Genomic DNA, 21,408 nt, shown 5'->3' on the forward strand with positions numbered 1-21,408 from the left:
ACGACTGGGATCGGCACCAGCGATGGGGCAGCCGCTCGTTCGCGCGCGAGCCTGCGGAGCGCGCGGAGCTCACGCGCCGGTTTCGTGTCCTCGCCGACGTCCTCCGGGACGCGGGCGAGCAGCACCGGATTGTCCTTGAGAGGTGCGACGTCGGAGGCGGACGACGATCGAGATGAAGGCGAGGAGCGCGACGGCTGCGGCCGCGAGGGTGGCCGGGAGGCGGAGGGAGAAGCCGTCGGCCGCAGTCGTGGTGGTTGCCGGGGGCGTGTTGTGCGCGGTGGGCTGGTCGAGGGCTGCCTTCGCCTTGACGGGTTTCAGCGTGACATCGTTGCCGTCGCCGCCCTTGTAGGTGATCTGGTAGCCCGCGACCCGGGTGCCTTCGGGGAGGTTGGTGAACGCGCCGGCGATCGGGTCGGTGCCGTCGTTGGCGATCAGCAGGGTTTCCTTGGTGAGGTTGGCCGGCGGGGTGAGGTCGAGCTTTCCGGCCAGCGATACCCTGCCGAACACGCGGACCGGCGTACCGGTCGCTCGGGTGGACAGTCGACCGTCGGGAGTCTGCTCGAAATCGCCCTTGACGGTGAACGTCCCGCCGGTGGTGCCGACGTTGACGAGCCGGCCGCCCTGGAAGGTGCCGGAGACCTTGGACTGACGGCTCAAGGTGAGCGTGGCGCGATCGCCGTACAGGACTGTGGTGCCGGAGGCCTGGCTGAGGTTTCGGAGTGTCTGGTTGCCGGCCTTGGTCAGATCCAGCTTCGCGCCGGACTTGGTGAGCGTCACGGCGCTGCTGGACGTCAGGCTGCCGCCGGTGAGCGCCAGGACTCCGCGCGAGATCGTGGTGGTGCCGGTGTAGGTCAGCGCCCCGGCGAGGCGAGTCGTCGCTGCGCCGGCCTGGGTCAGTGAACCGGTGCCGCTGATCTTCGACAGCGTGATCGCCTTGTCGGCGTTGCAAACCACCAGCGAACCCTCGTTGACGACCCGGAACAACGCGGCCTTCGTCAACAGGCTGCCATCACCTCCGGGCCGTCCACTTCCGAGGCGAAGGGTCGCACCCTTCTCGATCGTCGTCGAGCCGTCGTAGTACTGGTTGGCGGCGAACGTCACATCGTTGCCACGGACCGACTTGATCACGACGTCACCGGCGCCAGGCGACTTCAGGGTGTCGTGAAAAACACCGCCACCGATCGGGGCGCCGAGCGTCACCGGGCCGTTGTAGGCGAAGGTGAGTTTGGAGCGGAACCGCGCGGCCAGCAGGTTGATGTAGACGGTGTCCGCGGTGCCTGGCATGAAGATCTTGTTCGTGCTGCCGTCGCCCCACTGGACGTCGGCGCCCTTGATGTTGGTGCCGCGCTTGTTCAGGTCGTGCGGGATCTTCCGCCAGTTGATCGCCGGGTCGCTCAGCGACGGGTTGGTGTTGCCGCCACGGTCGGTGTAGCTGTACTGGCCGGTCAGGATCACTTTGCTGCCGGGGCGGGACTGGACGTTGATGTCGCTGCCGTACTCTCGTTGGTAGAAGTTCTGCCGGATGGTGACGGTCTGGTGAAGCGGGGTGTCGATGGTCCATGTGCCTTGGTTGAGGATCGCCCGGGCGTTCGGCAGCGCGACCGTGGTCTCCGGTTTGCCGGCGGCCGCCTGGGTCCCGTTGTCGATCACGCCCGAGAACGGATTGGTGCCCGCCAGATCAAGGGTGCCCCAGAGGAACCGTGGTTGGCTGATCAACCCGGAGCCGCTGATCGTGCCGAGGTTGAAGGACCGGGTGAGCGACAACCGCAGGGTGCCGTTCACCTCGATGTTGTCCTGGTTGAGCTGGTAGCCGGGCGTGCCGTACGGGAATCTGCCGATCAGTCCGGTGCCGCCGCCGTTGCCGTACTGCAGCGACGCGCCCTTGTCGACGACGACCGCCGGCGGATCGGGCCGCGTGACCACGACGTACGGGTGGTTGCCGCCGAGGATCCGGACCGCCTGCCGTTGCCTTGCCTTGGGCAACGAGAAGTCGCTGTCCTTGGTGAGGATCAAGGTGCCGCTGCCCGCGATCCGCAGCGTTCCTTCGCCGCGGATCACCCCGTCGTACATCGTGGTTCCATCGGGCACGTTCACCACCGCGTCACCGGTCAGCGTGACGTTCCGGTTCGCCAGGATGTCGAGCGTGATGTCACCGCTCCCAGCCGCGACCGCCGGCGCTGCCTGTAGCAGCAGAGTGGCGAGTACAACCAAGCCCCCGATCAGGCGTCTCATTTTGTGATCCTCCTCGAATCCGGCGCCCACCCTAGTCAGGAGAGCGGCGCAGCTTCGATGGATTCGGCAAAGCCTTTGGACAGGCTTGATGTCTGGCCAGTTGAGCTCCGGGTCAGCCTGCTGGCAGGCCGGCCCGGGGCTCAATGGGTTGTGGGTCAGGACGGGTCGCCGTACTGCAGACCGCGTCCGTTGGTGCCGATGTAGACGCGGCCGTAGGTGTCGGGGTCACCGGTGATCACGCCGACTCCAGCGATGCTGCCCCACTGGTGGGCGTCGTCGTTGATACGGACCCAGGTGGCGCCCTTGTCGGTGGAGCGGAAGATCCCGGTGACGTTGTTGATGCTGCCGATCAGGTAGAGGGCCTGGTAGGTGGCGCCCGGCGCGGCCTTGCCGAAGCCGAGGGCGGAGGCGGACTGCACCGAGGTGAGCGCGGCGAAGCTGCGGCCGCCGTCGGTGGAGTGCAGCAGCCCCCTGCCGCCGCCGGAGATCCACAGGTCTCCTGCGATGCCGGGGACGGCTGTGAGCCGGCCGGCGGGCATGTTGCCTGCGCGGGCGGTGAAGGTCGCGCCGCCGTCGGTGCTGGCGTAGAGCGCGCCGCCGGACAGCGAGTAGAAGATCCCAGCCGAGGAGCGGTCGGCGACGACCTCGGCGTCGGTGCCCAGGCCGCTGACCTTCGACCAGCTCGCTCCGTTGTCGGTCGAGCGGTACGGGGCCTGGCCGGCCTCGGTCCACACGATGGTGGAGCCGTCCGCCGCGATCGCGACATGGCCGCTGTTCGCGCTGGCGACCGGTTCTGCCGTGAAGCCGTTCCAGCTGCTGCCGCCGTCGGTGGAGTAGGCGCCGTCCTGCGCGCCGCCCGTGCCGACGCGGACCATCACCGCGGGGGCGGACTGGGCGAAATCGATGTCGGTGCTGCTGCTCATCAGCGGGTTCTTCAGCCGTCCGGCGGGCACCTCGGTCAGGGAGTCGTGGCGGAAGCCGCCCTGGTCGCCCATGGAGGTGATGACGGTGGCGCCGCCGGGAGGGGCGATCGCGTCCGCCAGCGAGGTCTCCTCCAGCCCGCGGGCCCCGGAGATCCAGTGGCTGGTGCCGCCGCTGTCGGAGGCGTTCGCGTCCTTGCTGCGCCAGATGCCGTTGCCGGTGCCGTACAGCACGTGCCCGGAGTCGAAGGGGTCGATGGCCAGGGCGGTCATCCAGTGCCCGATGCCGGTACCGACGTAAGGAGCGCCGGAGGCGTCCCGCACCGACTTGTCGGCCAGGGCCTTCCAGGTCGTACCGCCGTCGGTGGTCCGGTAGAGCTCGTCCTGGGGCCACCACCGGTCGAGGGTGGTGACCATCACCGTGGACGGTTTCTGCGGGTCGACGGCCAGACCGGAGAACCCGTAGCCGCCCTGGGACGGGGAGATGTTCTTCCACGCGCCGCCGGCCGGCGTGTACTTCCACACCGAGCCCGCCGTCACGTCGTTGGGGCCGATGGCGTTGGTGTACGTCAGGTACAGCGAGCCGTCACCGGAGACCACGCCGTGCTGCGGCATCTGGCCGGTGGGCCGCCCTGAGACGGCTTGCCAGCTGTTGCCGCCGTCGGTGGAGCGGTACAGGGAGGTGTACTTGTCGTTGACGCCGACGTAGACCGTGTTGCTGCCGGCCGGGCCGTACGTCACGAAGGAGATGCCCGCGCCGCTGCTCGCCCCGTCCTTGACGGGGAACGAGGAGACCTGACTCCATGTCACGCCGTAGTCGGTGCTGCGCCACACGCCGTTCTTGCGGGTGCCGAGCAGCAGGGTGCCGTGGTCCGCGGGGTCGATCACGAGCCGCTCGCCCGCCCCGCGGCCGGGTTCGTTGCCGCCCAGCTTGAACGGCAGATCGGTGCGCTGGAAGGTGCGGCCCCGGTCGGTGGAGCGCAGGATCGCGCCGTTGCCCGCCCAGTCGTTGGTGTACGTCCCCGCCCCCAGGTAGAGCCGGTCGGGGTCTACCGGGTCGGTGGCCAGCGAATCGATGCCCAGCAGGTTCCAGTCCGTCTCGCCGACCCAGTCGGCCAGCGGGATCCACTGCTCGGCCGCAGTGTCCCAGCGGTAGGCGCCGCCCATGTCCGTGCGCCCGTACAGCAGGCCCTTCTCGCGCGGGTTGAACACCAGACCGGTGACGTAACCGCCGCCCACCACCTGGGCGTTCTTCCACGCGTACGGTCCGGACCCGGCCGTCTGGGGCTGGGCCAACTTCACCAGCTTCCATTGCTGGTTGGGGCCGCCCGTAGCGGGAAACTGGATGACGGCTGCGCCCTGGGCGGTGGAGTTTCCGGAGACGTCCAGGAGCTGGCCGCTCTTGCGGTTGGTGAAGGTGACGGCGTCGGAACCGCTCACCTCGCTGATCTTCCACTCCTGGGCGGTGGAGGAGCTGTCGGTCTGCTGCTCGGTGGCCGCCGCGTGGGCGGTCGAACTGCCCGCTATGCCAAGCACTTTGCCGCTGTTGCGGTTCGCCAGCTCGTAGTAGCCGTTCCCGGTGGACCTCAGCTTCCACTGCTGGTTGGCGGTGTGCTGGTCGGTCCACTGCTGGATACGGGCGCCGTCGGCGGTGGAGAAGCCGTTGACGTCGAGCACCTTGCTACTGCGCACGGAAACCAGCTGGTAGTACGCGCTGCCGTCGACCGTCGCGGCCTGCGAGTCCTGCTGCGGGAACAGGAGGCACGGCACGACGATGGCGGGCACGCCGACCAGCAGACCGGTGGCGGTCCAGCGGCCGCGGTAACGCCCGCGGTGCGTGGGGGTGTCCATGGGGGGATGTACTCCTTGCATGTCATTCACCGGAGGAAGACGGATCCAGGCAACGGAGCGGCCTGGTCCGCCCCCTAGTGGTCACAGGCGCTGCAAAGGTTGCCGCGGGCCGGAATCTTTTCGCTGCCGGTCGCCCGATGGGAGCACAACCTGTTCGCCTGCAGCGTTGCTGCCGGCGATGAACATGCGGGACCGCCTTCACCGGGTCGGGCCGAACCCTCCCCAGACTGCGACGGAAACGCCTGAGGCCTGGGCGTGGACGCGGTAGCTGTCGCGCTTGACCTTGCGGACGCCGGTGGCGTGGTTGTACTGGCCGGCGAACTCGTGCTGTCCGGCCGGCACCGTGCGGCCCGGCTTGAGGACCCAGCGGTAGAGCAGCGCACCGCCGGACTCCTGAACGGTGACGGTGAAGTCGTCGCTCGGCAGGGTCTGCCAGTTGCCGGTGCTCCGCACGTCGCCGGTCTGGGCGATGCGCAGTTCCACGGTGAGTGAGGTGAGCGGCTTGGTGGTCTTGAGGGTCAGGTTGTTCTGCGCCCAGTAGATGGTGCTGTGCACGTCCAGCGAGCCTTCGGACCACAACGGCCCGTCCTCGGCCCGGCTGCCGACCGGCGGAGTCGGGCGCGCGCTGCCCGAGCTGGTGGTGGGGGCCGGACCGGTAGTGGTGCTGCGGGCTGATGGCGTCGGAGCGGACGTGACGCTCGGGGACGGGACGGTCGGGGACGGGACCGCGGGAGTGGGGGAGCTGGCGGGCGGCGACGGAGCTCCGCCGATGGCGGCGACAGCGACGGCGAGACCACCGGTCGCGAGGGTGGCGGCGGCGATCAGACCGACGATCGCCGCCCGGGGCCATGACCTCGCGATCGAAGGTGTGCGGTGCCGGACGATGGGGTCGGCCGCGCCGCGCTCCACGCGCGCCAGGATCCTTGCGCGGTTGGGCTCGTGGGCCTCGGCGGCCTCTCGCAGCCGTCGCCTGATCTCGTCGTTCACCGGTTCCTCCTTCCTGCCGCCAGTTCGCCGACCGCTTCCGCGCCGAGTAACGATTCCAGCTCGGCCATCCCCTTCGAGGTCTGGCTTTTCACCGTACCGACCGAGATGCCCAGCGCAGCGGCGGTGTCCTTCTCCGACAGGTCGAGGGCGTGGCGCAGGACCACGCACGCCCGCTTGCGGAACGGCAGCCGGGCGAGCGCGGCCCGGACGTCCAGCACGACCGCAACGTCCGGCCCGTCCACCGGCTCCGTACTGCGGGACCAGAACAGCGCTACTCGCCGTCGCTCGCGGACCCGCTCCGGATCCGTTCCCGTGCCAGATTGGCCACCACGCCGCGGGCGTAAGCGACTGGGTGTTGCGCTGCCCGCAGCCGGTCCCAGCGCTGCCACAGGGCAACCAGCGCATCGGCGGCGAGGTCGTCGGCTGCGTCCTTCTCGCCGGTCAGGAGGTGGGCGAGACGCGCCAGTTCGGCGTAGTGGCGTTCGAAGAAGTCGTGGAACTCCGCGGACGCGTCGTCGACCAGCATCTCCCGCGGTTGCCCTCTCCCTGCGATGTTCGCGTTAACAATCGGGCCGAGCGTAACAGTGCTCCTCACCGCCTGCCGGAGGCGATCGCCCGTGGAGGAGGCAGTCCTGACGATGGACGGGCGGCACGGTCAATGCCGGGTGAACTGGACCCGGGTCGGCTGCGCGACGTCCGGTTTGAGGGCGATCCCGTCAATGGTCAGCCGCTCACCGTAGATGTCGGTGACCCTGATCGCTCTGCCGCATCCGTTGCCGTCGGTGGCGAGGAAGTAGTTGTAGTCGGTGCGGTGCAGGTTTCGCCAGCCTTTGGCGGTCCGGAACTCAAGCGCGGCCACCGGGTTGCGGTGGCCGATCACCTGGACGCCGCACCAGTACGGACTGGAGCCAGACTTGTACCGGATCGAGAGAGTGCCGGACGCGGGGGGGCTCAGCAGCTTCCAGGTGATCGGGAGCCGGCCGACGGAGAGGTTGGCGAGTCTGGAGAACGCCTCCTGGCTGAGGTCGAGTTGCCCGGGTGCGCAGGGCAACGGGCACTCGTTGACTATCCGCACCGTGATGGACGCCCCGTTGGCGGCGCGGACCAGCACGTACGCTCCGCATGCCTTGGCCGACTCGTAGTCGGTGTGGTTCATCGCCGCGATCATGAGGTCGCTGGACGGCCCGTAGAGGCAGGCACCATTCCCGTCACCCGCCTCGTAGGCGGTCGCGACGCCCCGGTAACGGATGGCGGGCTTGATCCGTCCGGCCAGAGGCGCTATCGACGCCGCGGACTCCGGGTGCGGGGTGCTGGAAGGCCTGAGCGGGCTGTTGGCAGGCGTGCGCGGGCTGCGAGAAGCGGCAGGCGACTTGCTGGCGGCCGACGGCGTCGGGGTACCGCGGGGCGATGGCGGCGGGCTCGTGACCGGCGCCTGCGTCGGTGCCATCGAGGCGTCGGCCGCCACGGTCGGTGAGCCGGAATCGGCCGGGACGCTCGCCGGGGCCGCCGTAACGGACTCTTCGGCCGTACGCCGGGTATCAGCGCGGCCCCCGATGAGGAGCGCCGCGGCCAGGAAGGCCACGACGCCGACGAACAGCAGAGCCAGCGGAATGCCGATGACCCGCCGGCGCTTGCGCAGCGGCTCCGCCGCGCCGTGCATCGTTGTCCTCATGTCCATCCGTTCGGTAGATCCGGTCGACGTTCCACAGCGCAGTTGCCGCCGGAGCCGAAAAGGTTGCCGCCCGTTGCCGACATCGCCACGGACCTGGGCGGAGCAGCGAGGAACACCACCCCACCGCGATCGTCACGGCTGTCAAGGGCTGCACACTCGCAGGCCAGGGTGTAGAAGCGGCGAAGGGGACGCACATTCAGCAATGGTCGGTGGTGGCCGAACTCCAGGTCTGCGATGCGTTCGCGACCGCGGGCGCCTGGCTGGAGTGCTAGGCGGTAGCGGGACGGGGTAGCCGGAGGCGGGTGCCGGCCGCCAGGGCGAGGGTGAGGCTGCCGATGAGGACGAGGGCACCGCCGAGACCACCGGTGGCTGGGACGAGCGCCAGAACGAGCAGCGGGCAGATGAACTCGCCGATGAACACGGCCGCGGTCCAAAGTCCGGTGCCCCTGCCGCGCTGCTCATAGGACAGCCCGGACACGGCCCAGACCAGCAGGGTGGGCAACATGAGTCCGGTGCCCGCGGAGGCGACGACGGCGCCGATGACGATCGCAGGAACGGAGCCGGCGAGCCCGACGACGACAAGGCCGGTACCGGCCAGCGCGAGGGCGATCGGCAGGAGGGTGTGGGTGCCCAGGCGGGAGATCCGCCCGAACACGAACGCCCCGGTGGCGGTGGCGGCCGAGGCGATGGCGGTGACGGCACCGATGGTGGTGACGGCGGCGACGCCGGCGGCGTCGAGGACGTAGGGCAGCTCGACGATCGGTGTATAGAAGACGACGCCGCCGAACAGCGTCACCAGGCACGGTGCCGCGATAGTGCGCCACGGGATCGGCGGAAGGCTGTCGTGGCTGCCAGGGCGGGTCGCCGTCGGCTGCCACACGAGCCGGACCGTGAGAACGGCGAAGACGAGGCTGGACGAGTAGAGCCAGAACGGCGCCCGCCACCCCAGCGAACCCAGCGCGCCGCCGACGGCGAAGAAGAGCGTGGCGGAGATCGACGCGAACACGGTCTGGAGGCCGAGCTAGCGGTCGCGAGCGGTGCCGGAGAAGTAGTCGGCAATCAAGGTGGTGCAGCAGGTCATGATGGCCGCCTCGGTGACGCCGACCCCGACGCGGGTGAGCACGATGGCGTGGAGGCCGTCAAGCCACAGCGGTGCGGTGCCGAACAGTGCGTAGGTGACGAGGGCGCCGAGCAGCCGCTTGCGGCCGAACCGGTCCACGATGCTACCTGCGAACGGCGCGACGAGGCCGATGACCAAGGCCGGGACGGTGAGCGTTACGGGGACCAGCACGGCCGCGTTCGGCGTACCGGCGAAGTGCTGCTGCATCGACGGCAGCACTGGGGCGAGCAGGACGGCGCCGAGGACCGGCAGGCAACTCATCAACATCAGCAACGTGCCCTGCGGTCGCCCGGCAGTGCGTGCGGATCCTGGGTGTCGCTCATCGAGGGTGACGGCGTGGTGGAGGTGGCTGTCGGTCATCGTGAACTCCGCTGTGCTCGGGGAACCGGCGTGGTGGCGGCCGCCACGGAATGAGCGTGAAGGTTCAGCGAGCTAGCTGGGAAGTCAATGCTGTTTCGTATAGGTATCCACCGCATTAATGTGCTGGTGGTCCGGCTACCTCGCGGCCGACGTCCTGCAGGACACTCCTCAGCCAGGCGTGCCCGGGGTCGTGGCGGAAGATCGGATGCCACCAGAACGCTTCCTTGAGGGGGACGACCTCCCACGGGCACGGCAGAACGCGTATGCCGGCGCTGGCGAGGCGGTGTGCCAGCTTCGCCTGGAGAACCGCGACCCGATTCGTCCCCGCCACCAGGAAGGGGACGGCGAGGAAGCTGTCGACCACCACCACGACGTGCGGCTCTACACCCATCATCCGCAGTTGCCGGGCCGCTGGTGTAAAGGCGGTCGGCCGGTGGTAGGTCACCACCCACGGCGTCTGGGCGAGCTGTTCCAGCGTCAACTCGTCGCCGACGAGCTCGTTGTCCTGGGAGACCACGCAGACCCAGCTGTCCTCGTAGAGGTCGGTGGCCGGGATGTCGGTCAGGAAACCGTGCGGCATGACCATGCCGTCGATACTGCGCAAGGTCTCGAGTGCATGATCGACCGCATTGGTGTCGTTCTGCTGGAACCGCAGCCGGACGAGCGGGGCGACGTCGGCGACCGTCGTCACCAGGCGATCGCCCAGGACCGTCGCCGCGTAGTCGGAGACCATGAGGGTGAACTCGCGCTCGGACGTCATCGGGTCGAAGTCGGGTGAGGCGTCGAAGACTCGCTGGACGCCGACGAGCGCTGATGCCGTACGTGAGCTCAGCTGCTGGGCGAGCGGGGTCAGTTCGTACCGGTTCCCGGTCCGGTGGAGCAGCTCGTCGCCGAAGTGCCGACGGAGGCGGCCGAGCGCCGCCGACACCGCGGGCTGGCTGAGCCCCAATCGCTCAGCCGCCCGGGTGACGTTGCGTTCGTGGACCAGCGCATCGAGCGTGAGTAGCAGGTTGAGATCCAGATTCCGCAGATCGTTCCCGGGCACGAGTCAACCATAAGCCACATCGATGCTGCCCATTGGCAACTAGTGGTTCCGTGATGGCGGGATCGCTGCGCACAGTGGTGCCGGTCACTCGCTCGAAGAGGTGGCCGTTCCCCAAGCACCTGGGAGTAGCCGTGCCCGCAGTCCAGAACGTCCTTGTCGTCGGCGCCGGTGCCGCCGGCACCGCCACGGCCATCCTGCTCGCCGAGGCGGGCGTAGCGGTCGACCTGGTCGACACCAAGCCCGACGTCAGCGCGCTCGGCTCAGGCATCACCCTCCAGGGCAATGCCCTGCGCATTCTCCGGCAGCTCGGTGTCTGGGATGAGGTGCGTCAGCACGGGTTCGCGTTCACGACCCTCGGTCTGCGGGCACCCGACGCAGCGGGCACGCCATTGGCGGAAATCGACGACATCCGGACCGGCGGCCCGGATCTGCCCGCGACGATGGGCATGTATCGCCCGGAGCTCGCGCGGATCCTCGTGGACCGGGCCGTCGATGCCGGCGCGAAGCTCCGGCTCGGCACCATCCCGGCGTCGCTCGAGCAGGACGAGGACGGTGTCGAGGTCCGGTTCGCCGACGGCAGTCGCGGCCGCTACGACCTCGTCGTCGGCGCCGACGGCGTGCGGTCGTGGACTCGCCATGAGCTCGGGATCCTGCTGGAGACTTGCAAGACCGGGATGGGCATCTGGCGGGTCTTCGCGCCGAGGCCGGCGTCGGTGACCCGGACCGACCTCTTCTACGGCGGACCGTGCTTCATCGCGGGCTACTGCCCGACCGGCGAGGACAGCCTCTACGCCTACCTTGTCGAGGCCGCCCAGAACCGCAGCACGCTGGCACCGCAGCAATCCCTTGAGGTGATGCGCGAACTGGCAGCCGCGTACCACGGGCCGTGGGACGAGATCCGGAAGAGCATGACCGATGCGACGCGGGTGAACTACACCTGGTTCGAGGCCCATTTTCTCGAAGCCCCGTGGAACCGCGGGCGCGTCGTACTCATCGGCGATGCGGCGCACACCTGCCCGCCCACGATTGCGCAGGGCGCGGCCCAGGCGCTCGAGGATGCTGCAGTGCTGTACGACGTGCTGACGCGTGCCGATGCCCTGACCGAGGAGATGTGGTCCGAGTTCCACGCCCGACGGGTGGAGCGGGCCCGCGCTGTCGTCGAGGCCTCCCTGCAACTGGGCCAGTGGCTGCTGAACCACGAGCAGGGCGACGTGTCCGGACTGATCGGGCGTATCTCCCACCTGCTCGCCGAACCCGCCTGACCGACCCGACCAACCAACGGAGAGACGAGATGACCGCGCGTCTGCTCACCCATCTACGGCACGTCGACCTTGCCGTGCCCGACTACGACAAGCAGTTCGAGTTCTACACCACCATGTGGGGACTCAAGCCCGAGACCACCGACGACGGCATCGTGTTCCTTGCGGCCGAGGGCTCGCCCGAGCAGTACTCCGTGCGGTTGCGCAAGGCGGGGGAGAAGAGGCTGGACCTCATCTCCTTCGGCGCGGCCAGCGCTGGCGACGTGGACACGCTGGCCGAGCGGCTCGGGTCCGATGGTGTCCAGCTGGTCTCGGAGCCGGGCAAGCTCCAGACGCCGGGCGGCGGCTACGGTTTCCGCTTCTTCGACAACGACGGTCGCACCATCGAGGTCTCCGCAGACGTCGAGGTGAGGCGGCACCGCAAGATCGAGGCGGGCGAGTCGATCCCGGTGAAGCTGTCGCACGTGGTGATCAACTCGCCGAACCCGGAGGCGACGGTCGCCTTCTATGACAAGCACTTGAGCTTCGCGCTGTCCGACACCCTGTTCTCCCCGCACCTGGGCGAGGTCATGTGGTTCCTGCGGACGAACGCGTACCACCATAGTCTCGCCATCGCCCGCTGCCCGCACGTCTCGTTGCACCACGCCTCCTTCGAGATGCGCGGTATCGACGAGTACATGCGTGGCACAGGACGGCTGCTGCGCGCCGGGATCGAGAAGGTCTGGGGCCCCGGCCGACACATGGCGGGCAACAACACCTTCAGCTACTTCCTCGACCCGCACGGCAACACCATCGAATACACCACCGAACTCGAGGAACTCGACGAGGACACCTGGCATCCGCACCTCTACGACTTCTCCGACCCGGACGTCACCGACCAGTGGGGGACCGCGAACCCGATGAGCGAGTTCGTCGCCAAGCGGTCGTTCAATGACCCCGACCGCGGCGTCTTCGTCGCGCCTCCTGTGTGAACCCGTGAAGCTCGCCACCTTCCTCGATCCCGGCGGCACCGAGCGGGTCGGTGTCGTCGACGGCGACCTCGTCCATGCCTTCGCGGCCGGGCTGACGATGCGCGGCGTCGTCGAGCAGGGGTTGCCGGCCGCCCGGTCGTTGTCGGATGCGGCGCTGACCGCGGCCGGCCTCCCGCTCGCGGATGTACGGCTGCGAGCGCCGCTGCAGCCTGCGAGCGTGCGGGATTTCGTCGCGTTCGAGGAGCACGTCGAGGGTGTTCGCCGCAGCGTCGACGGGGCCAACGGTGTGCCGGAGGCTTGGTACGACGGCCCGACGTTCTACTTCACCAACCCACACACGGTGATCGGGCCCGGCGACGAGGTGTGCTTCCCGTCCACGAGTGTGGCGCGTGACTTCGAGCTCGAGGTCGCGGTGGTAGTCGGGGCGGCAGGCTCGTCGCTGTCCGTCGACGAGGCCCGCGACCATGTCTTCGGCTACACCGTCCTCAACGACTGGTCCGCGCGGGACCTGCAGCGCCGGGAGATGCAGGTGGGTCTTGGTCCGGCCAAGGGGAAGGACTTCGCCAGCACCCTGGGGCCTTGGATCGTGACCGCGGACGAGCTCGAATCGTTCCGCGACGAGGACGGCTTCCTCGCGCTGCGGTGCTCAGCCGAGGTCAACGGTACGGAGGTTGGCCGCGACCTGCTGTCCCACATGGGTTGGACGTTCGAGGCGATGATCGCCTACGCCTCGCGCGACAGCCTCGTTGCACCATGCGACGTGCTCGGGTCGGGAACAGTCGGCAACGGAGGCTGCCTCGCCGAGCTGTGGGGACGCCGCGGCACGCAGGACCCGCCACCGCTGAAGGCGGGTGACGTCGTCACCCTCACGGTCGAGGGCATCGGATCGGTGAGCAACACCGTGGCGGACGCCGTTTCAGCCCCGTCGGTGCCCGACGTACGCCGTCGGGTGAAGGCGGTCGCGCGATGACCAGTCTTGCGGGCCGCCGGGTCGTCGTGACGGGAGCCGCATCCGGCATCGGAGCTGTCGTCGCCGCCATTGTCGCCCGACGTGGGGGCGAGGTCGTCGGCATCGACCGCAAGGCGTGCGACGGAATCCGCCTCTGCGACGTGACTGACGCCGAGTCCTGGCGAACGCTGGCCGACGAGCTTTCCGGCTCCGCCGTACATGGTCTGGTCAACTGCGCCGGCACGACGTGGCGAGCCCGCCTCGGCGACGTCACCACCGAGGCCTTCGGGCAGGTACAGGCCGTCAACGTGCTCGGCCCCCTGCTGGGGATTCAGGCGTTGGCTCCGCTCATGCCGGCCGGAGCCTCGATCGTCAACGTCGGATCGCTCGCCGGCCTCCAGGGGCACTACCCCGTGGCCTATACGGCCAGCAAATGGTCCCTTCGCGGGCTCACCCATGCTGCGGTTCTCGAGCTCGGTTCTCGAGGCATCCGCGTCAACGTCGTGCACCCCGGATTCGTCGAGACCGCAATGACCGCTTCAGCTCCCGAGGCGTTCCGGACAGCTGCCGTGGACGCCTGCCCGCTCGGACGCACCGGCACGCCTGACGAGGTGGCCGAAGTGGTGGCCTTTCTGCTGTCCGATGCCGCCTCCTACGTCAGCGGTGCGGAGATCCCCGTCGACGGCGGAACGGCGTCCCAGGCTGGTGCCAAACCGGTGTCCGATGCCCTGCGGCCCGTGTACGCCGCTCCCTGATCCATCGAAACGAGGAAACGCAGCATGTTCGAGTACTTCCCCGGCAATTACGTGTGGAACCTGGGGGTCGTCGCGGCGCTCAACAGCGGCGGCTTGATCGATGAGGTCGACCGTGCGTGTCGCCCGATCCGCGAGCTCGCCAAGCAGGGCTCCGACGTCGGCACCGCCGAGTTCATGCGGGCCTGGCAGGACGTGGCGGACCAACTCGAGCACCAGGCGATCGAGGCAGGGAAGGCAGGCCACGGCCGCACCGCCGGGCAGAAGTACATCCGCGCCGCGGTCTACCTCAGCCAGGCCGAGCGCATGCAGAGCGCCAAGGACCCTGGCCGCAGCGCGACCTACCAGCACTGCATGGATCTGCTGCAGAAGGGCTTCGAGCTCGTCGACCCCGCCACCACGCGGGTCGAAGTGCCGTTCGAGGGAAGCAGCCTGCCGGCGTACTTCACCGACGCCAGCCGTGCGGGCGAGCCCGCCCCCGTGATGATCATGTGGAACGGCCTGGACTCCACCAAGGAGCACATGTACACCTCCGGGTTCCCGGCCGAGCTCGCCGCCCGCGGAATCTCGACGCTCATGGTCGACTGTCCGGGAAGCGGCGAGGCGCTGCGTTTGCGTGCCCTGACCGCACGGGTCGCCACGGAGGGCTGGGCGAGCGCCTGCGTCGACTATCTCCTGATGCGGTCGGACGTGCGACCCGACCGCATCGGCCTGGTGGGCTGGTCGCTGGGTGGCTATTACGCGCCGCGTGCGGCCGCGTTTGAGAAGCGCCTTGCCCTGTGCGTCGCGTGGGGCGCCAACCACAACTGGGGTGCGGTGCAGAAACGGCGTTTGGAGCGTGAGGGTGAGAACCCGGTCCCGCACTACTGGGACCACGCGATGTGGGTGTGGGGCGAGGACGACCTGGACACGTTCATCAAGAAGACGGAGGCGGTCCACCTGGACGGGATCGTGGAGCGGATCACCTGCCCGTTCCTGATCGCGCACGGCCAGAACGACCGGCAGATCCCGCTCGAGTACGCGCATCGCTCCTATGAGCAAGCGGTCAACAGCCCGAAGCGTGAACTGCGGATCTTCTGCCCGGAGGAGGGTGCGACCGAGCACATCGGGCTCGACCATCTGCCGCACGTGGGTACCTTCATCGCCGACTGGGTCGCCGGCACCTTCGCGGAGTTGTCGTGAAGCCGGATCGAGCAGACCCCGACGGCGCGATCGCTTCCGCTGCCAAGAGGGTCTCCAACTGGGGGCGCTGGGGCGCCGACGACGTGCGGGGCACCATGAACTTCCTCACCGAGGAGAAGCGCCGAACCGCTGCGAGGCTGGTGCGCACAGGGGCGTCGTACTCGCTGTCGCAGTCGTTCGACATGGAAGGCCCGCAGCGGGGGTGGCGTCGACGGACGAATCCCGTACACACCATGCTGGACACCGGCACCGACGCGGCCGCAGGCGCCCAGGGATTCCCGCACGGCATCGGCGGCGCGGACGACGTCATCTCCATGCCACTGCAGTGTTCCACGCAGTGGGACGGCCTGGGGCACATCTTCGACCACGGCGTCGCCTGGAACGGGCGGCGCGCCGACCAGGTCGTCACCAGTCTCGGCGACGGAGTGACCGGTATCGAGACTGTGGCCGACCCGATCGCCGGACGGGGTGTGCTGCTCGACGTCGGCCGTGTCCTCGGCATGCACGGGGAACTTCCCGACGGGTTCGCGATCACCGAGGAACACCTCGAGGCGACGATCGCCGCCCAGGGACCGAGATCGGCAGTGGGCCAAGGCGACATCGTGGTCGTCCGTACCGGCCAGCTCACCCGCGCTCGCCGAGACGGCTGGGGGGAGTATGCCGGCGGGCCCGCCCCCGGACTGTCCTTTACCACCGTGGATTGGTTGCATCGCGCTGAGATCGCGGCCGTCGCCACGGACACGTGGGGATTCGAGGTCCGGCCCAACGAGTTCGACCATGCTTTCCAGCCTTTGCACCAGGTCGCGATCCCGCACATCGGGCTGTTCATCGGCGAGATGTGGGATCCCGACGCCTTGGCGGCAGCCTGCGCGGAGGACGGGATCTACGAGTTCTTCGTCGTCGCGGCACCTTTGAAGGTGACCGGCGCGGTCGGCGCACCCCTGAACCCGATCGCAGTGCGATGATCGGCGACGTCGCCCACCCCAGGTCGGCATCGTCGCTGGCGGTGCTGGAACGGCCGTCTTCACCAGGCCACAAAGTTGTCCTGCAGGAACGCCGCCCAGGTCCAGGCGGTGGTGACCAATACGACGGCAGCCGTCGTGCTGCCGGACAGCGCCGGCTCGATCGGGGTCGTCGGCGTGGGCCGGCCACTTCGCGTCATAAAAGACCAGGCCCACGGCGCGGCGGTCGACGCGCCCTTGGCCACCAGGCCCTCGACACCACTGGACTTGAACGCCGCCGGCCATTCCTTCGCCTCGTCGGGGTCGTCGGTGGCAGGTGAGAGCTGCAACGGTGGTGTATTAACCGAATCAGTCTGCGAGGTTAGAGCGCGTGTCGGAGCGGTTGGCCGGTGTGTGCGGGGAGCACCGTTGCAGGCATGGCTGGGAGTAGCAGGACACCCGATCCGGATGTGCGTGCCGACGGCTGCGTTCGGGCGACCGGTCGGCAACCGGGATTCATCGTGGTCGATACCGGGGGGCTGGAGTTCGGGCCAGGCACGGAGTGGCTGCTGCAGTTGGTGGCCAACGACTGTTCCCGGCACACCGTGCGGGCGTACGCGATGTCGCTGCTGCGGTTTCTGCGGTTCTGCTGGGCGACGGACTGCCATTGGGATCAGACATCGGAGAGGGTGGTCCGCGACTTCGTGTTGTGGGCGCGTCAGGCGGACAAGTTCACTGGCGCGAAGAATCCGCCCGGGCCTCGACTGCCGGTGAACCGGGTGACGGGTAAGAAGGCCCAGACCGGCCGTTACGCGCCTGCGACGATCAACCACACGTTGTCGGCGGTGCACGAGTTCTACGAGTTCCATCGCGAGCGGGGCGAGGGACCTGTGGTCAATCCTGTTCCGGTTGCTGGCTGGCCGAATCGGCATCACAACCCGATGGACGACTTTGCGCCGACCAGGCGGCGTGCATTGCGGCAGAAGGAGTCTCAGCCGCTGCCGCGGGCGATCCCGGACGCGAGTTTCAATGACTTGTTCCGCAAGCTGAAGTCGCATCGCGACCGGGCGCTGGCCGCGTTCTATGTCAGCAGCGGCGCACGGGCCTCGGAGCTGCTCGGGCTGACCGGCGACATGATCAACTACGGTGACCAGCTGATCGGCGTTGTGCGCAAGGGCGGGTCCCGGCAGTGGCTGCCGGCGTCGCCGGATGCGTTCGTGTGGTTGCGGCTCTACCAGCTCGACCGCGGAACGCCCGGAGATGGACAGCCGGTCTGGTTGACGTTGCGCGAGCCGCACCGGCCGCTGACCTACGACGCGTTGCGGGCGGTGATGGCTCGGGTGAACAGATCGTTAGGGGCCAACTGGACGTTGCACGATCTGCGGCACACATTCGCGATCCGCGCACTGGATGGTGGGGTGCCGATGCACGAGGTGCAGGACCTGCTCGGCCACGCGTCCCTCGACACGCTCGCCGTCTACAGCAGGCCACGACTCGAGGATGTTGTCGCTCACCACCGTGCAGTGTTCGGTCCCTCCGTCGACCAAGACCCACACGGCGGCCTGGCCAGCTACGACCCGGGGGCGTTGTCGACGGTGTTGGGCAGGGACCGATGATGGCCGGAGTCAAACAGGGCACCCGCCGCAGTCCGAATCCGCTGCTCGAGGTGTCGCCGGGTCCGCCGCGCCCTGCGCCGATCACCGAACTACCGCTGCCCATGCGGTGGGCCACCGCAACCGCTGATGACATCCAGCAGGCGGTCGAGAACCATCAACTGGCAGCATGCCAGCGCACCGGTCGAGGACACCACGCAAGCACCATGACACCGGCGAAACGCAACTGGGCGGCCGGCTCAGGCAGAGGAGCTCGGGCGGTGCTTGACTACCTGGCCGCTCTGCCGGGCGATACGTGGAACGACCGGTGGCTGCTGCTCGACGCCGCGACGTCGGCGCGCGGGCGCCGACGAGCTGGTCACGAGGACTGGCAGACCGTTGTGCAACCCGGCTGCGCCAAACCTCTGCGGGATACTTTGACGGCGGGGTTGACCGTGATGGTCGTCCTCGACATCCTGCGACCGTCCTTCGCTTGGCAGCAGGGCCGCCAGCTCGGCCTGTTCCACACGATTGGCGAATATCGCGACCTCGACAACGCGGCAACCATCGGCGCGCGAATCGATCAACTTCTCGGCAGCACCACGCTCAGCAAGCGAGTCCGGCACACGCTGGGCAAAATCTTGGCGCACACCGGCAAGACGATCCGCCAAGTCACCGCGCAGGACCTGCTGACCATGGATGCGGCCTTGACCCCGCTGCGACTGCATAGCTCGCATCGACGCTCGATCGAGCACCTGTGGCGGGTGCTGATGGACCTGGGCTGGATCACACATGAATCCGTGGCCTGGCCGGTGCAGCGGGGCCGCGAGCCGCAACTGTCGGCCGAGGAACTGATCGACCGCTACGAGCTCCGCAGTCCTCATCGTGAGCTCTTCCTCGAGTACCTGAAACAGCGCCGGCCGAACCTGGACTACTCCACCTGGCGCAGCCACGCCCAGATCCTGATCAAGAACTTCTGGCTGGACGTCACCTCTCGCCACCCCGACCTGCCGACCCTCGCTCTGACACGCGAGATCGCCGACGAGTGGAAGCAAGGCATCAGAATCCGGCAGAACGGCGAGCTGCGAGTCAACCACCTCAACCAGCTGTTCATCGTCCGGGCGTTCTATCTCGACCTCGCCCAGTGGGCGCTGGAGGACTCCTACTGGGCGCCCTGGGCATGCGCCTCACCCATCAGCCGGCACGAGGTGGCCGGTTACGCCAAGCTGCGCCGCAAGCAAGTTGCGCGGACACAGCAACGGACTCGCCAGATCGCGCCGGTTCTCCCGCAGCTACTCGCACAAGCGCGGAAGGACCGCCACGCGTCGGCCGAGTTGCTCGCCGCGGCCGCCGCGGCCGGCCATGGTGGCACCATCAGCGTTGCCGGTGATACCTGGACGGTCCGACGGGCCCGGCCCAGCGGACCGGTTCGCATCGACTGCGCAAACCACAAGTCGCGCAACCTCAGCTACGAAGAGGACGCAGCTTTCTGGTCATGGGCGCTGATTGAGACATTTCGGCTCACCGGAATCCGGTGCGAGGAGCTACTCGAACTGACCCATGTGTCGATCGTTCCTTACCGGATCCCTTCAACAGAAGAAGAGATCCCCCTCCTGCACATCGCACCCAGCAAGACCGACGAGGAACGCCTCCTTGTCGCAGGTCCCGAACTCGTGCACGTACTCTCCGAAGTCATCCACCGCGTCCGCGGCGGCCACCAAGACATCCCGCTGACGCCACGATGGGACCCGCACGACCACGAGTGGAGTCCTGCACTGCCGCACCTGTTCGCCAAGTACTGGGGTCCCGAACTCCGGCCAATCTCACCCGACACCGTCTGGACATTGATACGCAGGTGCGCGGAACGCGCCAACATCATCATCGACGGACAACAAGTCCACTTCACCACCCACGACTTCCGGCGCGTCTTCGCCACCGACGCCCTGGCCAGCGGCCTGCCACCGCACATCGTGCAGGTCCTGCTCGGCCACAAGAGCATCGCCACCACACAGGGCTACGCGGCGATCTACCCTCAAGACGTGATCCGCCATCACCGCACCTGGATCGGCCAGCGACGGCTCACCCGGCCCAGCGAGGAATACCGTCGCCCGACCCCCGCGGAGTGGGAAGAGTTCGAAGGCCACTTTGTGAAACGCAAGGTCAGCCTCGGCAGCTGCGGCCGCGCCTACGGCACCAACTGCCACCACGAACACGCCTGCCTGCGCTGCGCGCTGCTCCGACCCGACCCCGCCCAGGCCGATCGGCTCCGCGAGATCATCACCAACCTGCATGCCCGCATCACCGAAGCCGAACAGAACAACTGGCTCGGCGAGGTCGAAGGACTGAAAGTCAGCCTCACCGGCGCACACGAGAAACTCGAGCAGATGGAACACCAGACCACGGCCGACGGTCCCGTCCTGCTCGGCCTCCCCACCATCCACCATCACTGACACGTCCGATGTCGGTCGCGGGATCCGCATTTGCCGGTCTAAGGTCTAATGCGATGAGCATCAAGAGCAGTGCACCGCCGGCGCCCCGCCTCGCCAGCATCCGAGCCCGGTGGCTGAGCGCCGTGACTGCCGCCCTCCAAGACGATCAGGTAGTGGCCGGCGCCGCCCTCGTTGGCTCTCTGGGCGCCGGTGGCGCCGACGACTGGAGCGACATCGACCTCCTCATCGTCGTGGAGGACGCACATCTCAACGACTACGCGACACCCGGCCGCCTCCCCAACGGCCGCGGTCGACTGGCCTTCGCCATCGACGCCCGCCACAACGGCCCCTTGGCACGAGAGCGGTGAGCGCTCAGTACGTCGTGGATGGGCTTCCGCTGTGGATCGACTGGCACATCCACCCGCTCTCCCTGGCGCGCTGGCCTTCCGACAGCACGATCATCGTCGACCGGCGCGCCATCGACCGGACCTCGGCCACCTTCTCCGAGTACCTCACCCGCGGCCAGCACGAGTCGGCCACCCCGAAGAGCTCCAATGATGAGCAGGCCATGCGGCTTGCGCTCGTCCCGATCGCGGGAAAGCAACTTGCCCGCCGCTCACCAGAGACGGCCCGGACGATCGAGTTCCTCGGCGGCCCCCATACGCCTGACGGCGATTGGAAAGACCACCTCGCCGCCCTGCGTCAGCTGCTTGACCAGTTCGCGACACTCGGGCGCCTCGACAGCCTCTCGGCCGGGCACGCCTATGTCGATTTTCTGGAGAAGTCCCTTGCGCTGACTCACACCACCACCGTCAAGCAGTCCGACCTGCCTGATCACGAACCACTGCTGGAGCACTAGTTCGGATAAGGTGCCGCCGCTGCAGCTGACCCCGGTGACCGCCGACCCCGAGGAGGCCAGAGAGTGGTTCGAGGTCTTGCCGGCCGCGATGGGTGTGGAGGGTCTGGTCGTGAAGGGTGCCGCGACCCGCTACACCCCGGGGCGGCGCGACGCCTGGGTCAAGGTCAATTCTATTGGGGTGGCCAGTGTTCGGTTGGGTTAGCTCTGACTGAACCTGCAAGGTCAGGCGGCGAGTCGTTGCCGCGCGACGGTGCACGACAGGTGTCGTGCACGACTGGAGTTGTGTA

21 protein-coding genes are annotated in these 21,408 nt (G+C 68.3%); 11 read left to right on the forward strand and 10 right to left on the reverse strand.

Translation table 11 applies throughout. The features are described from left to right. Positions 1-69: 69 nt before the first annotated feature. The 9 genes from AB0E63_RS31470 to AB0E63_RS31510 form a co-directional block, all read right to left on the reverse strand. A complete protein-coding gene (locus tag AB0E63_RS31470; RefSeq protein WP_360374324.1) occupies positions 70-2,232 on the reverse strand; it encodes a hypothetical protein in 2,163 nt (720 codons plus the stop codon). 155 nt (positions 2,233-2,387) lie between these two features. Continuing rightward, entirely contained in the window at positions 2,388-5,003 is a 2,616-nt protein-coding gene (locus AB0E63_RS31475) for an RICIN domain-containing protein (RefSeq protein WP_360374326.1), read from the reverse strand. 198 nt (positions 5,004-5,201) lie between these two features. After that, complete coding sequence (locus AB0E63_RS31480) at positions 5,202-5,990, reverse strand: hypothetical protein (protein ID WP_360374328.1); 789 nt, start codon at positions 5,988-5,990, stop codon at positions 5,202-5,204. Then, a complete protein-coding gene (locus AB0E63_RS31485; RefSeq protein ID WP_360374330.1) occupies positions 5,987-6,232 on the reverse strand; it encodes a sigma factor-like helix-turn-helix DNA-binding protein in 246 nt (81 codons plus the stop codon). Before AB0E63_RS31485 ends, AB0E63_RS31480 begins: the two co-directional genes overlap by 4 nt. Before the next feature lie 29 nt (positions 6,233-6,261). After that, complete coding sequence (locus AB0E63_RS31490; RefSeq protein ID WP_360374332.1) at positions 6,262-6,516, reverse strand: sigma factor; 255 nt, start codon at positions 6,514-6,516, stop codon at positions 6,262-6,264. Between the two features lie 129 nt (positions 6,517-6,645). After that, positions 6,646-7,662, reverse strand: coding sequence for an expansin EXLX1 family cellulose-binding protein (locus AB0E63_RS31495; protein ID WP_360374334.1), 1,017 nt, complete (start codon positions 7,660-7,662; stop codon positions 6,646-6,648). A 268-nt stretch (positions 7,663-7,930) separates the two neighbouring features. Then, a complete protein-coding gene (locus tag AB0E63_RS31500; protein ID WP_360374336.1) occupies positions 7,931-8,668 on the reverse strand; it encodes an MFS transporter in 738 nt (245 codons plus the stop codon). Positions 8,669-8,683: 15 nt separating this feature from the next. Next, complete coding sequence (locus tag AB0E63_RS31505; RefSeq protein ID WP_360374338.1) at positions 8,684-9,142, reverse strand: MFS transporter; 459 nt, start codon at positions 9,140-9,142, stop codon at positions 8,684-8,686. 115 nt (positions 9,143-9,257) lie between these two features. Next, complete coding sequence (locus AB0E63_RS31510; protein WP_360374340.1) at positions 9,258-10,187, reverse strand: LysR family transcriptional regulator; 930 nt, start codon at positions 10,185-10,187, stop codon at positions 9,258-9,260. Between the two features lie 131 nt (positions 10,188-10,318). On the opposite strand from AB0E63_RS31510, the gene AB0E63_RS31515 reads away from it, so the two are divergent. Genes AB0E63_RS31515 through AB0E63_RS31540 form a run of 6 tightly spaced genes read left to right on the forward strand, consistent with a single transcriptional unit; the run spans position 10,319 to position 16,265 of the window. Beyond that, on the forward strand, positions 10,319-11,449 hold the full coding sequence (locus AB0E63_RS31515; protein WP_360374342.1) for an FAD-dependent monooxygenase: 1,131 nt from the start codon (positions 10,319-10,321) through the stop codon (positions 11,447-11,449). A gap of 29 nt (positions 11,450-11,478) precedes the next feature. Next, positions 11,479-12,417 (forward strand): VOC family protein, encoded by a 939-nt coding sequence (locus tag AB0E63_RS31520; protein WP_360374344.1) that lies wholly within the window; start codon positions 11,479-11,481, stop codon positions 12,415-12,417. 4 nt (positions 12,418-12,421) lie between these two features. After that, on the forward strand, positions 12,422-13,387 hold the full coding sequence (locus AB0E63_RS31525; protein WP_360374345.1) for a fumarylacetoacetate hydrolase family protein: 966 nt from the start codon (positions 12,422-12,424) through the stop codon (positions 13,385-13,387). Next, positions 13,384-14,121: an SDR family NAD(P)-dependent oxidoreductase gene (locus AB0E63_RS31530; RefSeq protein WP_360374346.1), complete on the forward strand. Its 738-nt coding sequence runs from the start codon at positions 13,384-13,386 to the stop codon at positions 14,119-14,121. The genes AB0E63_RS31525 and AB0E63_RS31530 overlap by 4 nt, the downstream gene beginning before the upstream one ends. A gap of 24 nt (positions 14,122-14,145) precedes the next feature. Further along, on the forward strand, positions 14,146-15,300 hold the full coding sequence (locus tag AB0E63_RS31535; protein ID WP_360374348.1) for an alpha/beta fold hydrolase: 1,155 nt from the start codon (positions 14,146-14,148) through the stop codon (positions 15,298-15,300). Beyond that, complete coding sequence (locus AB0E63_RS31540) at positions 15,297-16,265, forward strand: cyclase family protein (protein WP_360374350.1); 969 nt, start codon at positions 15,297-15,299, stop codon at positions 16,263-16,265. Before AB0E63_RS31535 ends, AB0E63_RS31540 begins: the two co-directional genes overlap by 4 nt. A 59-nt stretch (positions 16,266-16,324) precedes the next feature. Here AB0E63_RS31540 and AB0E63_RS31545 read toward each other — a convergent pair whose 3' ends face one another. Further along, on the reverse strand, positions 16,325-16,591 hold the full coding sequence (locus AB0E63_RS31545; RefSeq protein ID WP_360374352.1) for a hypothetical protein: 267 nt from the start codon (positions 16,589-16,591) through the stop codon (positions 16,325-16,327). A gap of 171 nt (positions 16,592-16,762) precedes the next feature. Here AB0E63_RS31545 and AB0E63_RS31550 point away from each other — a divergent pair, with 171 nt between their 5' ends. The 5 genes from AB0E63_RS31550 (at position 16,763) to AB0E63_RS31570 (ending at position 21,323) form a co-directional block, all read left to right on the forward strand. Next, positions 16,763-17,857 carry a tyrosine-type recombinase/integrase gene (locus AB0E63_RS31550; protein WP_360374354.1) on the forward strand — a complete coding sequence of 365 codons (1,095 nt, stop codon included), beginning with the start codon at positions 16,763-16,765 and terminating at the stop codon, positions 17,855-17,857. Positions 17,858-18,114: 257 nt separating this feature from the next. After that, on the forward strand, positions 18,115-20,283 hold the full coding sequence (locus AB0E63_RS31555; protein ID WP_360374356.1) for a tyrosine-type recombinase/integrase: 2,169 nt from the start codon (positions 18,115-18,117) through the stop codon (positions 20,281-20,283). A 53-nt stretch (positions 20,284-20,336) separates the two neighbouring features. Beyond that, complete coding sequence (locus AB0E63_RS31560) at positions 20,337-20,630, forward strand: nucleotidyltransferase domain-containing protein (protein WP_360374358.1); 294 nt, start codon at positions 20,337-20,339, stop codon at positions 20,628-20,630. Positions 20,631-20,644: 14 nt separating this feature from the next. Then, positions 20,645-21,121 carry a hypothetical protein gene (locus AB0E63_RS31565; RefSeq protein ID WP_360374360.1) on the forward strand — a complete coding sequence of 159 codons (477 nt, stop codon included), beginning with the start codon at positions 20,645-20,647 and terminating at the stop codon, positions 21,119-21,121. 10 nt (positions 21,122-21,131) lie between these two features. Further along, positions 21,132-21,323, forward strand: a complete 192-nt coding sequence (locus AB0E63_RS31570) for a hypothetical protein (RefSeq protein WP_360374362.1) — start codon at positions 21,132-21,134, stop codon at positions 21,321-21,323. The last annotated feature ends 85 nt before the right edge of the window (positions 21,324-21,408 follow it).

Source organism: Kribbella sp. NPDC026596 (assembly GCF_040638415.1).
In the GTDB taxonomy this organism is placed as follows: domain Bacteria; phylum Actinomycetota; class Actinomycetes; order Propionibacteriales; family Kribbellaceae; genus Kribbella.

Bases quoted from the DNA above. Each gene is read 5' to 3' on its own strand.
- AB0E63_RS31505 (WP_360374338.1), bottom strand. From the start codon at position 9,142: ATGACCGACAGCCACCTCCACCACGCCGTCACCCTCGATGAGCGACAC.
- AB0E63_RS31490 (WP_360374332.1), bottom strand. From the start codon at position 6,516: ATGCTGGTCGACGACGCGTCCGCGGAGTTCCACGACTTCTTCGAACGC.
- AB0E63_RS31520 (WP_360374344.1), top strand. From the start codon at position 11,479: ATGACCGCGCGTCTGCTCACCCATCTACGGCACGTCGACCTTGCCGTG.
- AB0E63_RS31535 (WP_360374348.1), top strand. From the start codon at position 14,146: ATGTTCGAGTACTTCCCCGGCAATTACGTGTGGAACCTGGGGGTCGTC.
- AB0E63_RS31560 (WP_360374358.1), top strand. From the start codon at position 20,337: ATGAGCATCAAGAGCAGTGCACCGCCGGCGCCCCGCCTCGCCAGCATC.
- AB0E63_RS31470 (WP_360374324.1), bottom strand. From the start codon at position 2,232: ATGAGACGCCTGATCGGGGGCTTGGTTGTACTCGCCACTCTGCTGCTA.
- AB0E63_RS31475 (WP_360374326.1), bottom strand. From the start codon at position 5,003: ATGGACACCCCCACGCACCGCGGGCGTTACCGCGGCCGCTGGACCGCC.
- AB0E63_RS31495 (WP_360374334.1), bottom strand. From the start codon at position 7,662: ATGAGGACAACGATGCACGGCGCGGCGGAGCCGCTGCGCAAGCGCCGG.
- AB0E63_RS31530 (WP_360374346.1), top strand. From the start codon at position 13,384: ATGACCAGTCTTGCGGGCCGCCGGGTCGTCGTGACGGGAGCCGCATCC.